Annotated in this window: 15 protein-coding genes; 9 read left to right on the top strand and 6 right to left on the bottom strand. The window is 72.2% G+C overall.

The annotated features are described in order from the left end of the window. Window positions 1-21 precede the first annotated feature (21 nt). From ACWEQG_RS17660 to ACWEQG_RS17635, 6 genes are all read left to right on the top strand, one after another. Complete coding sequence (locus tag ACWEQG_RS17660; RefSeq protein WP_452285857.1) at window positions 22-1,848, top strand: ABC transporter permease; 1,827 nt, start codon at window positions 22-24, stop codon at window positions 1,846-1,848. Beyond that, window positions 1,849-2,946 carry an ABC transporter ATP-binding protein gene (locus ACWEQG_RS17655; RefSeq protein ID WP_346224504.1) on the top strand — a complete coding sequence of 366 codons (1,098 nt, stop codon included), beginning with the start codon at window positions 1,849-1,851 and terminating at the stop codon, window positions 2,944-2,946. Further along, window positions 2,943-3,707, top strand: a complete 765-nt coding sequence (locus ACWEQG_RS17650) for an HAD family hydrolase (RefSeq protein WP_452285855.1) — start codon at window positions 2,943-2,945, stop codon at window positions 3,705-3,707. The genes ACWEQG_RS17655 and ACWEQG_RS17650 overlap by 4 nt, the downstream gene beginning before the upstream one ends. Further along, entirely contained in the window at window positions 3,698-4,522 is an 825-nt protein-coding gene (locus ACWEQG_RS17645) for an inositol monophosphatase family protein (protein WP_346224502.1), read from the top strand. The genes ACWEQG_RS17650 and ACWEQG_RS17645 overlap by 10 nt, the downstream gene beginning before the upstream one ends. Next, window positions 4,519-5,292 (top strand): Cof-type HAD-IIB family hydrolase, encoded by a 774-nt coding sequence (locus ACWEQG_RS17640; RefSeq protein WP_346224501.1) that lies wholly within the window; start codon window positions 4,519-4,521, stop codon window positions 5,290-5,292. The genes ACWEQG_RS17645 and ACWEQG_RS17640 overlap by 4 nt, the downstream gene beginning before the upstream one ends. 338 nt (window positions 5,293-5,630) lie before the next feature. After that, window positions 5,631-6,767 carry an SGNH/GDSL hydrolase family protein gene (locus ACWEQG_RS17635; protein ID WP_452285854.1) on the top strand — a complete coding sequence of 379 codons (1,137 nt, stop codon included), beginning with the start codon at window positions 5,631-5,633 and terminating at the stop codon, window positions 6,765-6,767. 47 nt (window positions 6,768-6,814) lie between these two features. On the opposite strand, the gene ACWEQG_RS17630 is transcribed toward ACWEQG_RS17635, so the two are convergent. From ACWEQG_RS17630 to ACWEQG_RS17615, 4 genes are read right to left on the bottom strand one after another with little or no spacing between them, the layout of a single operon-like run. After that, window positions 6,815-7,735: an ABC transporter substrate-binding protein gene (locus tag ACWEQG_RS17630; RefSeq protein ID WP_452285852.1), complete on the bottom strand. Its 921-nt coding sequence runs from the start codon at window positions 7,733-7,735 to the stop codon at window positions 6,815-6,817. Window positions 7,736-7,774: 39 nt separating this feature from the next. Further along, on the bottom strand, window positions 7,775-8,437 hold the full coding sequence (locus ACWEQG_RS17625) for an ABC transporter permease (protein WP_346224498.1): 663 nt from the start codon (window positions 8,435-8,437) through the stop codon (window positions 7,775-7,777). Next, window positions 8,434-9,108, bottom strand: coding sequence for an ABC transporter permease (locus ACWEQG_RS17620; RefSeq protein ID WP_346224497.1), 675 nt, complete (start codon window positions 9,106-9,108; stop codon window positions 8,434-8,436). Before ACWEQG_RS17620 ends, ACWEQG_RS17625 begins: the two co-directional genes overlap by 4 nt. Continuing rightward, entirely contained in the window at window positions 9,105-10,223 is a 1,119-nt protein-coding gene (locus ACWEQG_RS17615; RefSeq protein ID WP_452285850.1) for an ABC transporter ATP-binding protein, read from the bottom strand. Before ACWEQG_RS17615 ends, ACWEQG_RS17620 begins: the two co-directional genes overlap by 4 nt. 283 nt (window positions 10,224-10,506) lie before the next feature. Between ACWEQG_RS17615 and ACWEQG_RS17610 the strand changes: the two genes are divergently transcribed. Next, the gene (locus ACWEQG_RS17610) at window positions 10,507-12,633 is read left to right on the top strand and encodes a hypothetical protein (RefSeq protein ID WP_452285848.1); all 2,127 of its coding nucleotides are present in this window, start codon (window positions 10,507-10,509) and stop codon (window positions 12,631-12,633) included. Between the two features lie 27 nt (window positions 12,634-12,660). Here the strand turns inward: ACWEQG_RS17610 and ACWEQG_RS17605 are convergent, their stop codons facing one another. Together ACWEQG_RS17605 and ACWEQG_RS17600 are read right to left on the bottom strand one after the other, a co-directional pair. Next, on the bottom strand, window positions 12,661-13,833 hold the full coding sequence (locus tag ACWEQG_RS17605; RefSeq protein ID WP_452285846.1) for an acyl-CoA dehydrogenase family protein: 1,173 nt from the start codon (window positions 13,831-13,833) through the stop codon (window positions 12,661-12,663). Further along, window positions 13,833-14,921, bottom strand: a complete 1,089-nt coding sequence (locus ACWEQG_RS17600; RefSeq protein ID WP_452285844.1) for an acyl-CoA dehydrogenase family protein — start codon at window positions 14,919-14,921, stop codon at window positions 13,833-13,835. Before ACWEQG_RS17600 ends, ACWEQG_RS17605 begins: the two co-directional genes overlap by 1 nt. A gap of 205 nt (window positions 14,922-15,126) precedes the next feature. On the opposite strand from ACWEQG_RS17600, the gene ACWEQG_RS17595 reads away from it, so the two are divergent. Next, complete coding sequence (locus ACWEQG_RS17595; protein ID WP_452285842.1) at window positions 15,127-15,783, top strand: TetR family transcriptional regulator; 657 nt, start codon at window positions 15,127-15,129, stop codon at window positions 15,781-15,783. Between the two features lie 179 nt (window positions 15,784-15,962). Beyond that, window positions 15,963-16,811, top strand: a complete 849-nt coding sequence (locus tag ACWEQG_RS17590) for a hypothetical protein (RefSeq protein WP_452285840.1) — start codon at window positions 15,963-15,965, stop codon at window positions 16,809-16,811. Window positions 16,812-16,884 lie beyond the last annotated feature (73 nt).

Genomic DNA, 16,884 nt, shown 5'->3' with positions numbered 1-16,884 from the left:
CCTCGAAGGAAGTAACCCCCCATGGCTGTTGTGACCAAGGCGGAGACGCCGCAACGACCACCCAGATCGCGCAGGCTGCTGTATCGGCTGCGCGTCCTGCGCCACGACCCGACCGCCGCGCTCGGGCTGATCCTCGTCGTCGTGCTCGGCTACCTCGTCGTGGCGCCGCTGGTCGCCGTGCTGTCCGACGCCTTCCGCCTGCAGTACGGCGACGACGTGCACGCCGGGCAGGCGGTCGGCGAGTGGACCGGCTACTACCTCTGGCGGGTCTTCCGCTCCCAGATCAGCGGGCTGCTGTTCTGGCAGCCGCTGCTCAACACGCTGATGGTGGCGCTGGGCACCGTGCTGTTCGCCCTCGTCCTCGGCGGCGGGATGGCGTGGCTGGTGACCCGCACCAACGTGCCGGGGCGCAAATGGTTGGCGGGCGCGCTGGTGATCCCGTACATGCTGCCGTCGTGGACCTTCTCCCTGGCGTGGCTGACTCTGTTCAAGAACGAGCGCGCCGGCGGCCAGGTCGGGTTCCTCCAGGCACAGGGCGTGCGCACACCCGACTGGCTGGCGTACGGCGCGCTGCCGATCATCGTCACCCTCGGGCTGCACTACTACCCGTTCGTGCTGCTCCTGGTCGGCAACGCGCTGCGGCGCATCGACGCGCAGCTCGTCGACTCGGCGCGCATCCTGGGCGCGCCGCAGCGCACGGTCGTGCGCCGCATCGTGATCCCGCTCATGCTCCCCGCGCTGTCGTCGGCCGTGCTGCTCGTGGTCGGCCGGGTGCTCGGCACGTTCGGCACGCCGTACGTGCTGGGGCTGCCCGCCGACTTCCGGGTGCTGTCGACGGGGTTGTTCCAGTCGATCCGCGACCGCAGCACCGGCGTCGCCTCGGTGCTCGCCACGGTCATCGTGATCGTCGGGGTGCTGATCGTGCTCGCCGACACCCGGATGACCCGCGAGCACCGCCGCTTCGTCACCGTGGGCGGCAAGGGCAGCATGGACCGGCTGAGCGACCTGCGCCGCCTGCGCTGGCCGGCGTTCGCGCTCGGCCTGGTCGTCTTCGCGGTGAGCGTGCTGGTCCCGGTGTTCACGCTGCTGCTGTCCACGGTCACCCGTACGCCGCTGGACCTGTCGACCCTCACCCTCGACTACTGGTTCGCCGAGCGGCTGCCCGGGGCGGTCGGGTTCCCGCACGGCGTCTTCCGCGGCTCCGAGCTGTGGGCGGCGGCGTGGAACTCCCTGCGCATCGTCGGCCTGGCCTCGGTGATCTGCGCCGTCGCCGGACTGCTGGTGGGATACGTCGTCGTGCGCGGGACGGCGCCGCGCGTCGCCTTCTTCCTCCGCCAGGTCTCCTTCCTGCCCTACCTCGTGCCCGGCATCGCGTTCGCCGCCGCGTCGCTGTCGCTGTTCGCCGTGGCCCGCGGCCCGATCCCCGCGCTGTACGGCACGACGTTCCTGCTGATCCTGGTGATGGCGGTGACCCACCTGCCGTACAGCTCGCGTTCGGGCATCGCGGCGATGACCCAGCTCGGCCGCGAGCCGGAGGAGGCCGCGCAGATCGCCGGGGCGCCCTGGTTCCAGCGGATGCGGCGGATCATCTTCCCGATCCAGAAGGGCGCGCTCGTGACCGGGATCGTGCTGCCGTTCATCTCCGGGCTCAAGGAGCTCAGCATCGTGGTCATGCTCACCACGACCGGCACCGAACTGCTCACGACGCTGTCGATCGGCCTCGTGGACTACGGATACACCCAACTCGCCAACGCGGTCGTCCTGGTCATCGCGTTGGTCTCCTTCACCATGACGTACCTGACCCAGCGGCTGACCAAGAGCAGCCTGGCGTCCGGCTTAGGAGGATAGATGCCAGCGATCACGCTGACCGGAGTCGCCAAGAGCTATGGCGGCGGCGAGCACGCCGTGAAGAACCTCGACCTCATCGTCCCCGACGGCGCGTTCATGTGCCTGCTCGGGCCCTCCGGCTGCGGCAAGACCACGACCCTGCGCATGATCGCCGGTCTGGAGCAGCCCACGGCCGGCACCATCGCCGTCGGCGACCGCGTGCTCGATTCGGTCGAGCGCGGCCTGTACGTCCCGCCGGAGAAGCGCGGCATGGGCCTGGTCTTCCAGAACTACGCGCTGTGGCCCCACCTGTCCGTGCGCGACAACGTGGAGTTCGGCCTGCGCATGCGCAAGGTGCCCGCCCCCGAGCGCAGGGCCAGGGCCGAGGCCGCCCTCAAGATGGTGCACGTCGACGCCGCCATGGATCGCTACCCCTCCCAGTTGTCCGGAGGCCAGCAGCAGCGCGTCGCGCTCGCCCGCATGCTCGCCGTCAACCCGTCGGTGCTGCTGCTCGACGAGCCCTTGTCGAACCTCGACGCCCGCCTGCGCCTCGAGATGCGGGCCGAGCTCAAGCGCATCCACGAGGAGTCGGGCGCGACGATCGTCTTCGTCACCCACGACCAGCTGGAGGCCCTGACCATGGCCACCGATGTCGCGGTGATGAACGAGGGTGAGCTGCAGCAGGTGGCCGCGCCGATGGACATGTACGACCGGCCCGCCAACCGCTTCGTCGCCGAGTTCGTCGGCAGCCCGCCCATGGCGATCGTCGACATCGGGCCGTCCCCCGCGGGCCTGGCCGGGTCGCTGCTGCGCTTCGCCGAGTCCCGCCTGCCGGACGGTTCCCCCACCGCCGTCGGCATCCGGCCCGAGGCACTGCGCCTGGGACGGCCGCCCGGCGCCACCTGGTGCGAGGAGGCCGTCGTCGAGGCCGTGCTGCCCGCCGGGTCGTCCTGGACCGTACGGCTGCGCGTGCTCGGCACCGAGCTGTACGCCGTGTCCTACGCCCCGGTCGAGGCGGCCCCCGGCGACGTGGTGACCTGCTGGACCGAGCGTATGCACCTGTTCGGCGCGGACGGCGCGCGGCTGGCCGCCTGGGACGGAATGGGGGCGGTGGCGTGATCAGGCCCGTGGCGTTGCTGCTGGACTTCGGCGGCGTGATCGTGGAGACCACCCGCCGCCCGTCCTGGGCGACCGAACTGGCCGCCGAGGTACACGCCATGCTCGTGCGCGCCGGCTTCCACGGGCTCACGGCGGAGGAGGTCGAGACCGACATCCGGGCGGGCGCGCGCGCCGACACGTACTGGAAGGACTCCACCTCCCGGCGCTTCGCGCCCGAGGAGATGACGCATCGCGAGTTCTGGGCCGGCTACGTCGCGGGCGACTGGCCCGAGCAGGCCCGCACCCTGGTGACCGCCGAGGCGACCCCCCTGTGCCGCCGGATGGGCGAGCTGCGCAGCGGGCGCAAGATCCGGCCGGGGATGGAGGAGCTGCTGGCCGCCTGCTGGGCGCACGGCGTCACTCCGGCGGTCGTCAGCAACGCCCTGTGCGGCGCCGTCCATCGCGACTTCATGACCCTGGCCGGACTCGACCGCCAGGTGGCCGTGCAGGTCTACAGCGACGAGGTCGGCGTGCGCAAGCCCAACCCCGAGATGATCTGGATCGCCTGCCGGGCCCTGGGCACCGACCCCGCGCAGGTCTGGTACGTCGGCGACAACTACGACCGCGACGTGGTGTGCGGCGCCCGGGCCGGAGTCGGGGCGACCGTCCTGATGGTCTCCGGCAGCACCGACGAGATCCCCTATCGCGTGCGCCAGAGCCCCCAGGCGACCGTGGAGGACCCGCGCGGCCTGCTGACCCTTCTGGAGGAGACATGGACCTGAACACCTCACGTGAGCTGGCCGCCATCGCGGTCAGGGCGGCCAGATCGGTCGGCGACATGCTCCGCCACGCCTTCCGCTCCCGGCCCGAGATCACCACCAAGCGCGACTTCCACGACCCGGTGACCGAGCACGACAAGGCGGCCGAGGCACGCATCCGGGAGGTCATCGACCGCCTGTGCCCCGGAAGCGTGGTGGTCGGCGAGGAGGGCGGCGTACGCGGCGAGGGCGAGGTCCGCTGGTACGTCGACCCCATCGACGGCACCGCGAACTTCGCGGCCGGGCTGCCGTTCTTCTGCACCTCGATCGCCGCCGCCGTGGGCGACGAGGTGGTGGCGGGCGTCGTCTACGACCCGGTGCGTGACGACGAGTACTCCGCCTCGCTCGGCGGGGCCTTCTGCAACGGCGTGCCGCTGCGCAGCTCCGGGGCCCGCACCGACCGGGAGGCCGTGCTCCTGTCGAGCTATCCCACCCCGCGCGACCTCACGACGGAAGGCGAGGAGGCGCTGCGCCGGTTCGCCCGCGTCCAGCACGCCTTCGCCACCACCCGCCGTCCCGGCAGCGCCGCGCTGAAGCTCGCGCACGTCGCCGCGGGCTGGTCCGACATCGCGCACGGCACGAACATCAACGCCTGGGACGTCGCGGCCGGGTCGCTCCTGGTCGAGCGGGCGGGCGGGGTGTTCCTCCCGTTGTCCGGCAGCGTCTTCACCCCCGGCGGCTACGTCGCCTGCGTCGGCGGGTTCGACCTCGCCGGGTCGGTGATGGCCGAGGTCTTCCCGGACATCGCGGCCGCGGTCACCACGGGAGCGGCTTCGTGATCCGCTGGATCGTGACCGACCTGGACGGCACGCTCGTGGGACGCGACCTCGCCATGGTGCCCGCCAGCAGGGACGCGCTGCGCCGCTTCCTCGCCGCGGGCGGGGAGGTGGTCATCGCCACCGGGCGGATGGAGCTGTCGGCCCGGCCGTTCTACGACGAACTGGGGCTCGACGGGGCGGCGATCCTCTACAACGGCGCCCGTACGGTGGACCTCGGCACGGGAGCGGTGCTGCGCTCCCGCCACCTGCCGCCGGGCGCGTGGCGGACGCTGCTGGAGATGTTCGGCGACCTCCCGGAGGGCGTGTATCCGGTGGCGTTCTGCGGCGGAGAGGCCCTGGCCGTGCACGACGTGCCGCAGTTGCGGGACTACGCCCGGCGCGACGGCATCGCCCTGCGCGACCCGGGTGACTGGAAGGCCCTGCCCGCCGGTGAGATCACCAAGTGCATGCTGATCGGCGACCCGCTCCCCGAGCTGACGATCCCCGGCACCGTGACGGTCCGATCCGAAGCCACCTACCTGGAGGTGCTGCCGGAGGACGCGACCAAGGGCTCGGCGCTGCGCGCGCTCGCCGCCTCCCGGGGCGTGCCGCTGGAGCAGATCGCCGCGGTCGGGGACAACCCCAACGACATCGACATGATCGCGGCGGCCGGGCTCGGGGTCGCGGTCGGCGACGGTCACCCGGACGTCCGGGCCGCCGCGGACGTCGTGGTCGGCGCCTGCGCCGACGGCGCCGTCGCCCAAGTGGTGGAGCTCGCCCTCTCCGGCTGACCGAGGCGCGCCGAGCGGCGAACCGGTGGGCCGGCGAGTGCGGTCTTGACGATCGGGGTGGGGGCGATCACTCTGCATTCGGCGCCGGCCCGGCAGCGTTCGCGGACTCGCCGCCGACCTCGTCGGATCACCTGCGAAGGGCGGGCGTTGACCCCCACGTCATCCGTGCCCCGGCCGAAGATCCACGGCTCCGCGGCCGGTCGTGCCGCCGCGCCGCGGCCTCCTCCGGCACGCCGCCGCCGTACTCGCGCCCCTGAAACGTTCATCGCCGGTTGCTCGGCGCCCGGCCGGACGAGAAGGCCCGCGGCCCCCTTCACCGGCAGGCAGAAGGAGAGACCGTGCGACACACACAGGTGAAAGCGGCGCTGGCCGCGCTGGCGGTGACCGCCACGCTGTTACCGGGGGCCGCCGACGCGGCCACCGCGCCCGGGGCGACGGCGGCGCCGAAACCGGCGCCGGCCGTGCCGGCGAAGACGCACACCGCCGGCCGGGTCGAGGTGGCCGGCGGCTCGATGCGGTACAGCTGGCCGGGCGTCTACTTCGAGGGCCGCTTCCGCGGCACCGGGGTCGGGATCGCGATCGACGACGCGGTCAACGACTACGACGTCCAGGTCGACGGCGTCACGGTCGCCACGCTGGTGACCCCCGGCCGCACCACCTACTGGGTCAGGAACCTGAGTCACGGCGTACACGGCGTGCGGCTCGTCAAGCGCACGGAGAGCCCGTGGTCCGCCGGCCGGTTCGACGGATTCGTCGCGGTCCCCGGCGGCGCCATCCTGCCCGGACCGGCCGATCGCCGCCGGCAGATCGAGTTCATCGGCGACTCCTACACCGCCGGCTACGGCAACATGTCCGCCACCCGCGACTGCCCCGCCCCGGGCCAGGTCGACAGGAACACCAACGCCGACGTCAGCTTCGGCGCCCTCACCGCCCGCGGCCTCGGCGCCGACTACCAGATCAACGCCTTCTCCGGCCGCGGCATGGTGCGCAACTACAACGGGATCGAGCCCGGCACCGACTACCGCACCTACTACGACCGCGCCCTCATCGGCGTGCCCGGCGACGTGTGGAAGAACCCGGGCACCTGGCACCCGCAACTGATCGTGATCGGCCTCGGCATCAACGACTTCTCCACCGCGATCAACCCGGGCGAGCCGTGGACACCGGAATCCCTGGTCGCCGCCTACACGGCCGCCTACCACGGCTTCATCGACAAGCTGCGCGCCCGGTACGGCAAGCGCGCGATCATCGTGGTCAGCGCCACCTACATGTCCAACACCACGGCGTTCGCGGACGCGGCGCGGCAGATCGTCCAGGACCGCAACGAGCGGGGCGACGACCGGGTCCGCTTCTGGTACTACGACAACACGGACCTGGACTACGGCGGCTGCGACTGGCACCCCTCGGCCCACGACCACCAGATCATCTCCCGGCGGCTCGACGACTTCATCGCCACGCTTCCGCTCAGGTGGTGAACGCGGCCGGGGGCCCGGGATGCGGCATCCCGGGCCCCCGGCTCAGGTCACACCAGGCCGTTCTGGGTGAGCCAGTCCTTGGCGACCACGGGCGGGTCGTCCTTGTCGACGGCGATCCGCTTCATGAGGCCGACCAGCGTCTGGGTGTCCAGCTTGGCGGAGACCGCGTTGAGCGTGGAGGTCACGGTTTCGTCCACCCCGGCCTTGAAGACGAGGGGCGTGATGTTCTCGGAGCCGAAGGCGTTCTTGTTGTCCTGCAGCGGCACGAGGTCGTTCAGCACGATCTTGGGGTCGGTGGTGAACACGTTGCCCACCTGGACCGTGCCGCTCTTGATCGCGTCGGCGGTGGTCGCCCCGGTGGGCTTCCACTGCTTGAACTCCAGGCCGTAGACGCTCTTGAAGTTCTCCTCCTGCCGCTGCTTGAACTCCGGCGGCCCGCCGACCACGAAGTCCTTCGCCACCTTGGCCAGGTCCTCGATGGTCGTCAGCTTGTACTTGTCGGCCGTGGCCTTGGTGACGGTGAGGGAGTTGTTGTCCTCGGCCGCGGCCGGCTCCAGCAGCTCCAGCTCCGGCGGCAGCTTGGCCTTGAGACCGGCGACGATCTCGTCCTTGGTCTTGGCCGTGCTCGACTTGTCGACGAAGGCCAGCAGCGACCCGACGTACTCGGGCAGCACGGTCAGCCCGCCGCTCTTGACCTGGTCGTAGACCACCTCGCGGCTGCCGATGTTCGGCTTCTCCTCGACGGTGACCCCCTTGGCCTGGAGGGCCTGGGCGTACATCGAGGCGAGCAGGACGCTCTCGGGGAAGTCGAAGGAGCCGACGACGACCTTCACGGGGGCGGCGCCGCCCGAGCCGGAGGCCGAGGGAGCGGCGGTCGCCGTGCTGGACAGCGGGTCGGAGCCCCCGCAGGCCGATAACGTGAGCGCCGCGGTCAGCGCGACCGCCGCGACGCCGAAGATACGCCTCATGCCAGATAAACCCTTCATTGTCAGGGGATAATAGGGAGATTAGCGGACCTGGCGGACTCCGGGCGAGACGACCACCCGGTCCAGGAGGAGGAAGGCGAACTGGACGGCCAGGGCGAGGGCGGCCACCAGGACCGCTCCCCCGATGACGCTCGCATAGGTCTTGGTCGCCAGGCCGTCGATGATGAAGCGGCCGAGCCCGCCCAGGCCGACGAACGCCGCGACGGTGGCGGTCGAGACGACCTGGATGGCCGCCAGGCGCAGGCCCAGCAGGATCAGCGGCAGCGCGACCGGGGTCAGCGTCCGGAACAGCACCTGCCGCCCGCGCAGGCCCATGCCGTACGCGGCGTCGCGCAGGTCGGCGTCCACCCCCCGCACGCCCTCGTACGTGTTCACCAGGATGGGCGGGATCGCCAGCACGATCAGCGGGATCAGCACCGGAAGCACGGTCCCCACGCCCGCCAGCAGCACCACGAGCACGAGCAGCCCGAGCGTCGGCAGCGCCCGGGCGGCGTTCGCCGCGACCACGACGACCAGCGCGCCGCGGCCCGTGTGTCCGATGAGCATGCCGAGCGGCACGGCGATCAGGGCCGCGACGAGGAAGGCCGCCGCCGAGAACTCCAGGTGCTCCAGCAGCCGGACGGGGATGCCGTCGGGCCCGGACCAGCGCGACGCGTCGCCGAAGAAGTCGGCCAGGAAGTTCACGCCGCCCTCCTCGCCCGGGACCAGGGGGTCAGCAGCCGCTGGGCGAGCACGAGCAGCCCGTCGGCGAGCACGGCGAGCAGGACGATGAGCACGATCCCGACCACGATGGGCGTGTAGAACTGCCGCTGCCAGCCGTCGATGAACAGGTTGCCCAGCCCGCCCTGGCCGATCAGCGCGCCCACGCTGACCAGGCTGATGCTGGACACGGTGGCGACCCGCAGCCCGGCCAGGACCACCGGCACGGCGACCGGCAGCTCGACCCGGAGCAGCCGGCGCGCGGGCCGGAACCCCATCGCCACCGCCGACTGCCGTACGGGGTCGGGCACCGAGGCCAGGCCGTCCACGACCGCGGGGATCAGGACCGCGAGCGCGAAGAACGTCAGCGGGATGACGACGGTCGACCTGGTGAGCCCGGTGACCGACAGGAAGATCGAGAACAGCACCAGGGACGGCAGCGAGTAGGTGACGTTCATCAGCGCGGCCGTCGGCTGGTACAGCCAGCGCCACCGTACGCAGGCCAGGCCCAGCGGCAGGGCCACGACCAGCCCGAACAGCACGGGCAGGAAGGCCATCACGACGTGGTTCTCCAGCAGGGCGCTGATCGCGGTGGGGCCTCCGTTGGCCCAGTTGCGCGCGATCCAGTCCCACCGGACCAGAGGCTCCTGAGTCACGCGGGCGCCTCCTCGGCCGGCCCGGCGTCCGCGGGCGGCGGGGACGCGGCCGGCGGGGACGCGGCCGGCGGGGACGGCGGGGACGCGGCCGGCGGGGACGACGCGGCGGGCGGCGCGTACTCGGCGAGCAGTTCGTCGATCGCGTCACGCCCCGCCACACCGCGCACGCGGCCCTCCTCGTCCACGGCGACCGCGACGCCGTTCGCCGACAGCAGGGCCGCGTCGAGCGCCGCCCGCAGCGAGTCGGTCTCCGGGTCGAAGGTCCCGTACGCCGCGAGCCCGTCGGCGGTCCGCCAGCCGAGCGGCCTGCCGGACTCGTCGGTCGCCAGATCGGACGGCGCCTGGCTCAGCCGCACCTCCTTGGCCGAGATGAACGATAGCCGCCGGATGCCGCGGTCGCGGCCGAGGAACTCGCGGACGAAGTCGTCGGCGGGCTCGGTGAGCAGCGTGGCCGGGCCGGCCATCTGGGCCAGCCGCCCGCCGACGCGCAGGACGGCCACGGTGTCGCCGAGCTTGACCGCCTCGTCGATGTCGTGGGTGACGAACACGATCGTCTTGCGCAGCTCCGACTGCAGCCGCAGCAACTCGTCCTGCAGACTGGCCCGCACGATCGGGTCGACGGCGCTGAACGGCTCGTCCATGAGCAGCACCGGGGGATCGGCCGCGAGCGCCCGGGCCACGCCGACCCGCTGCTGCTGGCCGCCGGAGAGCTGGAAGGGATATCGGCCGGCCAGTCCCGGGTCGAGGCCGACCAGCTCCAGCAGCTCCATCGCCCGGGCGCGCGCCTTCTGTTTGCTCCAGCCCAGCAGGTACGGCACGGTCGCCACGTTGTCCACGATCTTCCGGTGCGGGAAGAGACCCGCCTGCTGGATCACGTACCCGATGCCGCGCCGGAGCGTGGGCGGGTCGATCTCGCGCACGTCCCGGCCGTCCAGGGCGATGCGGCCGGAGGTGGCGTCGATCATGCGGTTGATCATCCGCAGCGACGTGGTCTTGCCGCAGCCGGAGGGGCCCACGAACACGGTGATCGCACCCGTGGGCACCTCCAGGCTGAGGTCGTCTACGGCCACCGTTCCGTCCCGGTAGCGCTTGGTGACGCCTTCGAACGTGATCACGCCATCTCGCCCTTCGAAAGAGTGTGCGATCAACCCAACATCAGGAGGCCCACTCGCTCTTCCCGGTGAGCCCCCCGGATATCAAACGCCACCCGTTCCGGACAGAACGCCCGGCGGCCAGCCTACGGCGGGAACCTCCGATATCCGGGCCTAGATATCTATCAATAGGGCATCTCCTGATGCGTGGCGCGGCGATGTGTTGGCATGATTACTCTCACGCCTCTCCCATCCCCCCGCCGCGTCCCTCCGATACGGACCAGCACGAAACTCAGAGGAGCCGGTCGTGACTCCACCGCTCACCGGTCAGCGCTCCAGAAGCGAGCTGATCGCCGAGCTCTACGAGCGTCACGCCACGGGGTTGTTCGCGTACTGCCACGACCAGCTCGGCCAGACCACGTCGGCCGCCGACGCCGTGGTGGCCGTCTTCACCACCGCTCCGACCGCCGAGCCGCCCTCGCGCGCCGCGTTGTACGCGCTGGCGCGCCGGGAGATCTACCGCCGGGACGTCAGTTACGCGCTGCCGGCGGTCGACTCGGTCGCCGATCCCGCCACCGCGTTGATCGAGCGGGTGTTCCGGGACATCCGGCCGCACCAGCGCGAGGTCCTGCTCCTGTCGGAGGTGTGCGGCCTCACCGCGCCCGAGCTGTCACTCGTTCTCGATGTCGCGGTCGACACCGCCGAGGAGCTGATCGCGGCGGCGACGCGCCGCTTCGCCCAGACCCTGGAGACGGCGGTCACCGCCGCCAGGTCGGCGCCGTTCGTGCCCGCGTCGGTCGCGGAGGTCTACGACGCCATCGGCGTCTCCCCCGTCGGCGACGTGCTGGCCCGGCTCCCCTGGCACCGGCCGGCCGCGTCCGTGCGCGACCGGGTGCTGACGGCGCTGCCGTACGAGGAGCCGGGCAGTGCCGCGGCGGGTCCGGAACAGTCCTCCGGGCTGGTCACCAAGAGGCTGTGGCCGACCACGCCGACCTGGCCGCTGCCGCTGAGCGATCCCGACCAGGTCACCAACACGTGCGTGGTCAAGACCGACGCCATCGCGCAGCCGCAGGGCTCCCGGCGTAAGGCCAAGCACGAGGCGACGACCGAGCCCATGCCCCGGTTGCGTGGCGCGCTGCTCAACTCGCTGGGCGAGGGGCGTCTGCGCAGGAGACGCCCCGGCCGGCCCTCGCCGGCGGAGCGGCAGGCGGCCCTGGCCGCCCCCGTGGAGCCGCAGGGGTCCGCGCAGGAGCCCGCCTGGACCGCGTCCGCCACACCGCCGGCCACACCGCCCGCCGCGCCTCCTGCCACACCGTCTGCCACACCGTCTGCCACCCCGCCTGCTCCGGCTGCCGCGGACACCGCTGCGGACACCGCTGCGGACACGTTCGACGCCTTCCGTCAGGCCGGCCCGTCCGACCCGTTCGGCGTCTCCGAGGCCCCGCACCGCGCGGACCCGTTCGAGGCCTTCGGCGTCCCCGAGACTCCCCATCGCGCGGACCCGTTCGAGGCCTTCGGCGCCTCGCCCCGCCCCGCGGACCCCTTCCCCACCGCTGACACACCACTTCGCCCCGCGGAGCCGTTCGACGCCTTCGGCAGCGCGCCGCGTCCGGCGGAACCGTTCGACGCCTTCGGCACCGTGCCGCGCCCCGGGGAGCCGTTCGACGCTCCAGGATCCGCGCCGCGTCCGGCGGAACCGTTCGACGCTCTCGGAAACACGCCGCGTCCGGCGGAACCTTTCGATGCCTTCGGACAGACGCCGGGTCCGGCGGAGCCGTTCGACGCCTTCGGCGGCACCGCCGCAGCCCGCCCGGCGGACCCGCTCGACGCGTTGTTCGACACGCTCCGCTTCGCCGAGCCCTTCGACGCGTTCCGCACGGCCGAGACCGCCGGCACGCCGCGGCAGGCCGAGCCCACCGCGCCTGCCGAGCCGCCCCTGGCGCCTGTGGAGCCTGTCGCGCCTGTCGCGCCTGTCGCGCCTGTCGAGGACAATGCGGCTTGCGAGCCCACCGCGGCTGCCGAGTTCACCGCGCCTGCCGAGTTCACCGCGCCCGCAGAGGCCCCCGCGCAGCCGGGACCGGTCGGCCCGGCTCCTGCCGCCGAGGAGGCCCCGGTGTTCCCGCCGGCCTTCCCGCCGGCTTTCGAGGTTCCGGACGAGCCGCCGTCGGAACGGGACGACGAGCGCGCCGCCCACACGTTCGGGACGGAGGCGGACATCCTGGTCCACCCGGTCGCCGCGGCGGTCTCCGCTCCGCTGCCCCCCGCCCCCCGGCGTACGGGCCGCAGGCACGCCGGCAAGCCGTCCGGCGACGGCAGCGGCGCGAGCAAGGGCCGGCGCGCCAAGGGCGACCGGCACTACGACTGGCTGTGGGAGGTCGTCGGCATCCTGATCTGCTTGGTCATCGCGCTGGCCGTCTTCTACTTCGTGCAGTGATCGTCACTCGCCCGCAGGGGGAACGCGTCAGCGGGGAGGCTTGGGCAGGCCGAGGCCGAGCATCGCGATCAGCTCGCGCTGCACCTCGTTGACCCCGCCGCCGAAGGTGAGCACGAGCGCGCCCTTGACGCCCCGGTCCACCCGTTCGGCCAGGTCCCGGGTCTCTTCGTCGTACGGGTCGCCGAAGCGGGCCAGCGTGTCGCCGACGATGCGGCCGACCTCCTGCACCCGCTCGGAGGCGTAGATCTTGGTGGCCGACGCGTCGGGCGCGCCCAGCCAGCCGAGGTCCATCGATGCCGCGACCTGCCAGTTCAGCAGCTCGTTCGTGCGGAAGTAGACGTACACCTCGGCGACGGCCCGCCGTACGCCGGGGTGCTCCCACAGCGGCGCGCCGTCGCGGCCCCGGCCGGTCTTCGCCCAGCGGGTGAAACGGTCGAGGGTGTGCCCGATGTTGCCGGCCGGCCCGAGCGTCACGCGCTCGTGGTTGAGCTGGCTGACGATCAGGTCCCAGCCCTTGTTCACCTCGCCGACGACCATGTCGAGCGGGACGCGTACGTCCGAGTAGTACGTCGCGTTGGTGTGGTGGCGGCCGTCCATCGTGATGATCGGCGTCCAGGAGAACCCGGGGTCCGCACAGTCGACGATCATCATGGTGATGCCGCGGTGCTTCTTCGCCGCCGGATCGGTGCGCGCGGCCAGCCAGACGTAGTCGGCGTGGTGCGCGCCCGAGGTGAACACCTTCTGCCCGTTCACCACGTAGTGGTCGCCGTCCGGCACCGCCGTCGTCCGCAGCGAGGCCAGGTCGGTGCCCGCCTCCGGCTCGCTGTAGCCGACGGCGAAGTGGCACTCTCCGGCCAGGATGCGCGGCAGGAAGAACTCCTTCTGGGCGTCCGTGCCGTACTGCATGATCGTCGGACCGACCGTCTGCAGCGTGATCAACGGATAGGGCACCTCGGCCCGGGTCACCTCGTTGGCGAAGATCTGCTGCTCGACCGGGCCGTAGCCGCCCCCGCCGTACTCCTCGGGCCACCCCAGGCCGAGCTTGCCGTCACGGCCCAGCCTGCGGCAGTGCGCCATGTACGCCTCGCCGAACGGGTCCCGGGCGATCTCGGCGCGCTGCTCGCCGGTCAGGCAGGTCGCGAAGTAGTCCCGCAGCTCGTCGCGGAGCCGCCGCTGCTCCGCCGTCAGGTCGATGAACATCAGACCAGGGCTCCGATCAGGTCGAGCTGGGCCTGCTCCCCGCCCAGCAGGTGGGCGAGGTGCGTGCCCAGGCCGAAGTAGCGGTGCAGCGGATAGGTCAGGTCGAGGCCGATGCCGCCGTGCAGGTGCTGGCAGGTGTAGAGCGCCCGCACGGCGTCCCCGGCGGCGTTGCGGGCGGCGACGGCCAGGTCCCGCTCCGCGGGCAGCCCCTCGGTCAGCCGCCACACTCCCGTCCACATCGCCACGTCGAGCGCGCGTGAGGCGATGTAGACGTCGGCGATCTGCATGGTCACGGCCTGGAACTCGGCGAGCACCCGGCCGAACTGCCTGCGCGTGGCGATGTGGCCCTTGGTGAGCGCGAGCGCGCCGGCCAGGACTCCGGAGGCGGTCGCGGTCACGGCCGCCAGGGTGTTCAGCCGCAACGCGGCGACGGCCGCGCCACCCGCAGCATCCGCCGCCTCGCCCGCCTCCCCCACCATCTCGCCCGGCGTGTCCTCCAGGACGACCGCGGCCACGGGCTCCCCGGCCGGCGACGTGACCGGCAGCAGTCGCGCGTCCCCGGGCCGGACCAGGTACAGCCCGAAGCCGCCGCCGGACCGGGCGGGCACGAGGATGGCCGACGCCTCGGCGGCGTACGGGACGATCCCGGGCCGTCCGGTGAGCCTTCCCTCCTCGGCGATCACCGCCGGCGGGTCGCCCGGGCCCGCCCCCGCCGCGCGGAAGGCGACGGTCAGCGCCTCCTCCCCCTCGGCGAACGGCGCGAGCGCCCGCCGCTGGGCGTCGGAACCATGCCCGGCGACGGTCAGCGCGGCGATCAGGCCGGGCAGCGCGGGGACCGGCGCGACGCGGGCTCCCGCCTCCCGCAGGATCACCGCCGCCGCGAGCGGGCCGAGCCCGGCTCCCCCCGCCTCGGGCGGCAGGCACGCGCCGAGCAGGCCCGCCTGCGCCAGCGCCTTCCACGCCCCCGCGTCGTACGGCCGGCCGCCGCGCTCGTGCGCCTCGAGCCTGGCCTGGTCCGCCTCCCGGTCCAGCACCGACGCGGCCAGGGCGCGCAACTCCGCATGGGTCTCGTCGAGATCGAAGTCCACCGGACCTCCCGCGTGTTCCACGGATGTGCGGGGCGAGACACCACCCCAAACCGGAAACTAGAACGGATTCTAATATCTGTCCATAGGGCGACCGGGGAACCGGCGGCGACACGCGGGGGAAACACAACGGTCATATACCCGTCAGCGCTTTTTGTGACTGGCGAGTAACCATCCGGAAGGAGCGGAAATCAGATAACGTGTTCCTATGCGCACTTCGCATGCACTCGCCGACGCTCCGCCACCGCTCCCCGAAGGCGCCTCCGGCGCGGGCGGCCATCCGGCCCCGGCGACTCCCGGGGTCCGCACCCGGAGCCAGCACCAACGGCGCCGGCGCATCGTCCAGGCCGCGGCCGCCCTCGCCTCCCGCGGAGGCGTCGAGGCGATGCAGATGCGCACGGTCGCCGAGCGCGCCGGCGTCGCCCTGGGAACGCTCTACCGCTACTTCCCCTCGAAGATGGACCTGGTCGTGGCGGTGGTCGGCGAGGAGATCGACCTACTGGAATCCAGCATGGAAAGGCGTCCGCCGACCGCCGCGCACCCCGCCGGCCGCGCCGTCGACGTGCTGATGCGGGCCACGCGGGGCCTGATGCGCGAGCCGGAACTCGCCGACGCACTCATCCGCTCCCTGATCATGGCCGAGGTGGAGGCGCCGTTCGGCGACCGGATGGCCAGCCTGCTGCTCCGCGTCGCCACCGACGGCCGCACGGTGGACATCCCCGCGGACGACCAGCTCGCGCTCACCGGCTCCCTGGCCGGCGTCTGGGTGCAGGAGTTGCTGGAGATGCTGCGTGGACGGCGCACCTACGAACAGATCCAGCACCGCATCGAGATCGCCGCCGAGCGCCTCCTGGCGGGTTTCTAGTTCCCTTTACCCGCCGGTGAGACTTCGCATCCGCCCGGTGACACGACGTCGATAACCGCAGGTAAGACAGCGGAGTCAGACGGACATAGCACTAGAACAAGTTCCAGCCTTATTGGAATAAAATTCCAATCACGGGAAAGCGCCTGGACCGGGTGCCCGGGTTCTGCTTCCATGACAGGGTGACGCGCACCCCCGAGATCCCGGCGGCCCGGCGGGACGCCGCCGCACCGCGCACCGCCTCCCTCCGCGCCGCCTGGGGGCCGCTCGCCCTGTCGTACGCCACGGCACAACTGGTCGAGGTGTTCCTGCACGAAGGGTCGCACGCGCTGGCCGCCCGCGCACTCGGGTTCCATCCTGCCATCGGCCAGTTCGTCGAGGTGCACGTGCCCTCGGCGGAACGGGCGCAGGAGGCTCTGGTGGCCGCCGCGGGCCCGGTCGGCAGCCTCGTCACCGGGCTCGTCTGCTGGGCGCTGTACCGCCGCCGCGGGCCCTCCTATCCCCGGCTGCTGCTGATGTGGCTGGCGATGACCGGCGTCGCCGCGTTCCTGGGCTACCTGGTGGTCATGCCGTTGCTCGCACCGGGCGACACCGGCGTCCTGGCCCGGCTCTACCACGTGCCCGTCGCCGTCCAGTTCCTCGTCGCCGCGGCCGGGATGGCTCTGCTCTATCTGGTCACCCGGCCGCTCAGCCGGATGTACCTCGACTCGCTGCCCGCGAGCGTGCCGCTGGACACCCCGCGCGACCGCAAGGCGGCCGTGACCCGCCTGTGGGTCCCCTACTTCCTGGGCCTGGTGCTGCTGGTTCCCGCCGCTCTCGGCGGCGATTTCGAGGTGGTCTTCTACGGCATACTCGGCTGCTGGGGGCCGGGAATGGCGCTGGTCGGATTCATGACGCCCAATGCGGGCCGGCCGTACGAACGACGGGAGAGGGCGGAAACCGACTGGCGGCTGCCCGTGTGGGCGTTTCTCGCCTATGCCGCGGTGGTCGCGTTCTATCTGCTCGTGCTGCGGCCCGGCCTGCATATCTGACGACGGCGGAAATACGCATACGTACGTCCCCGCGATCCGGATGCGTAACAACCGGAATCACGCTGGACGGCCC

It is taken from the genome of Microbispora sp. NPDC004025 (assembly GCF_053604425.1).
Note: the sequence above shows the minus strand (reverse complement) of the source record. Positions and strands in the feature narration are given on the sequence as shown.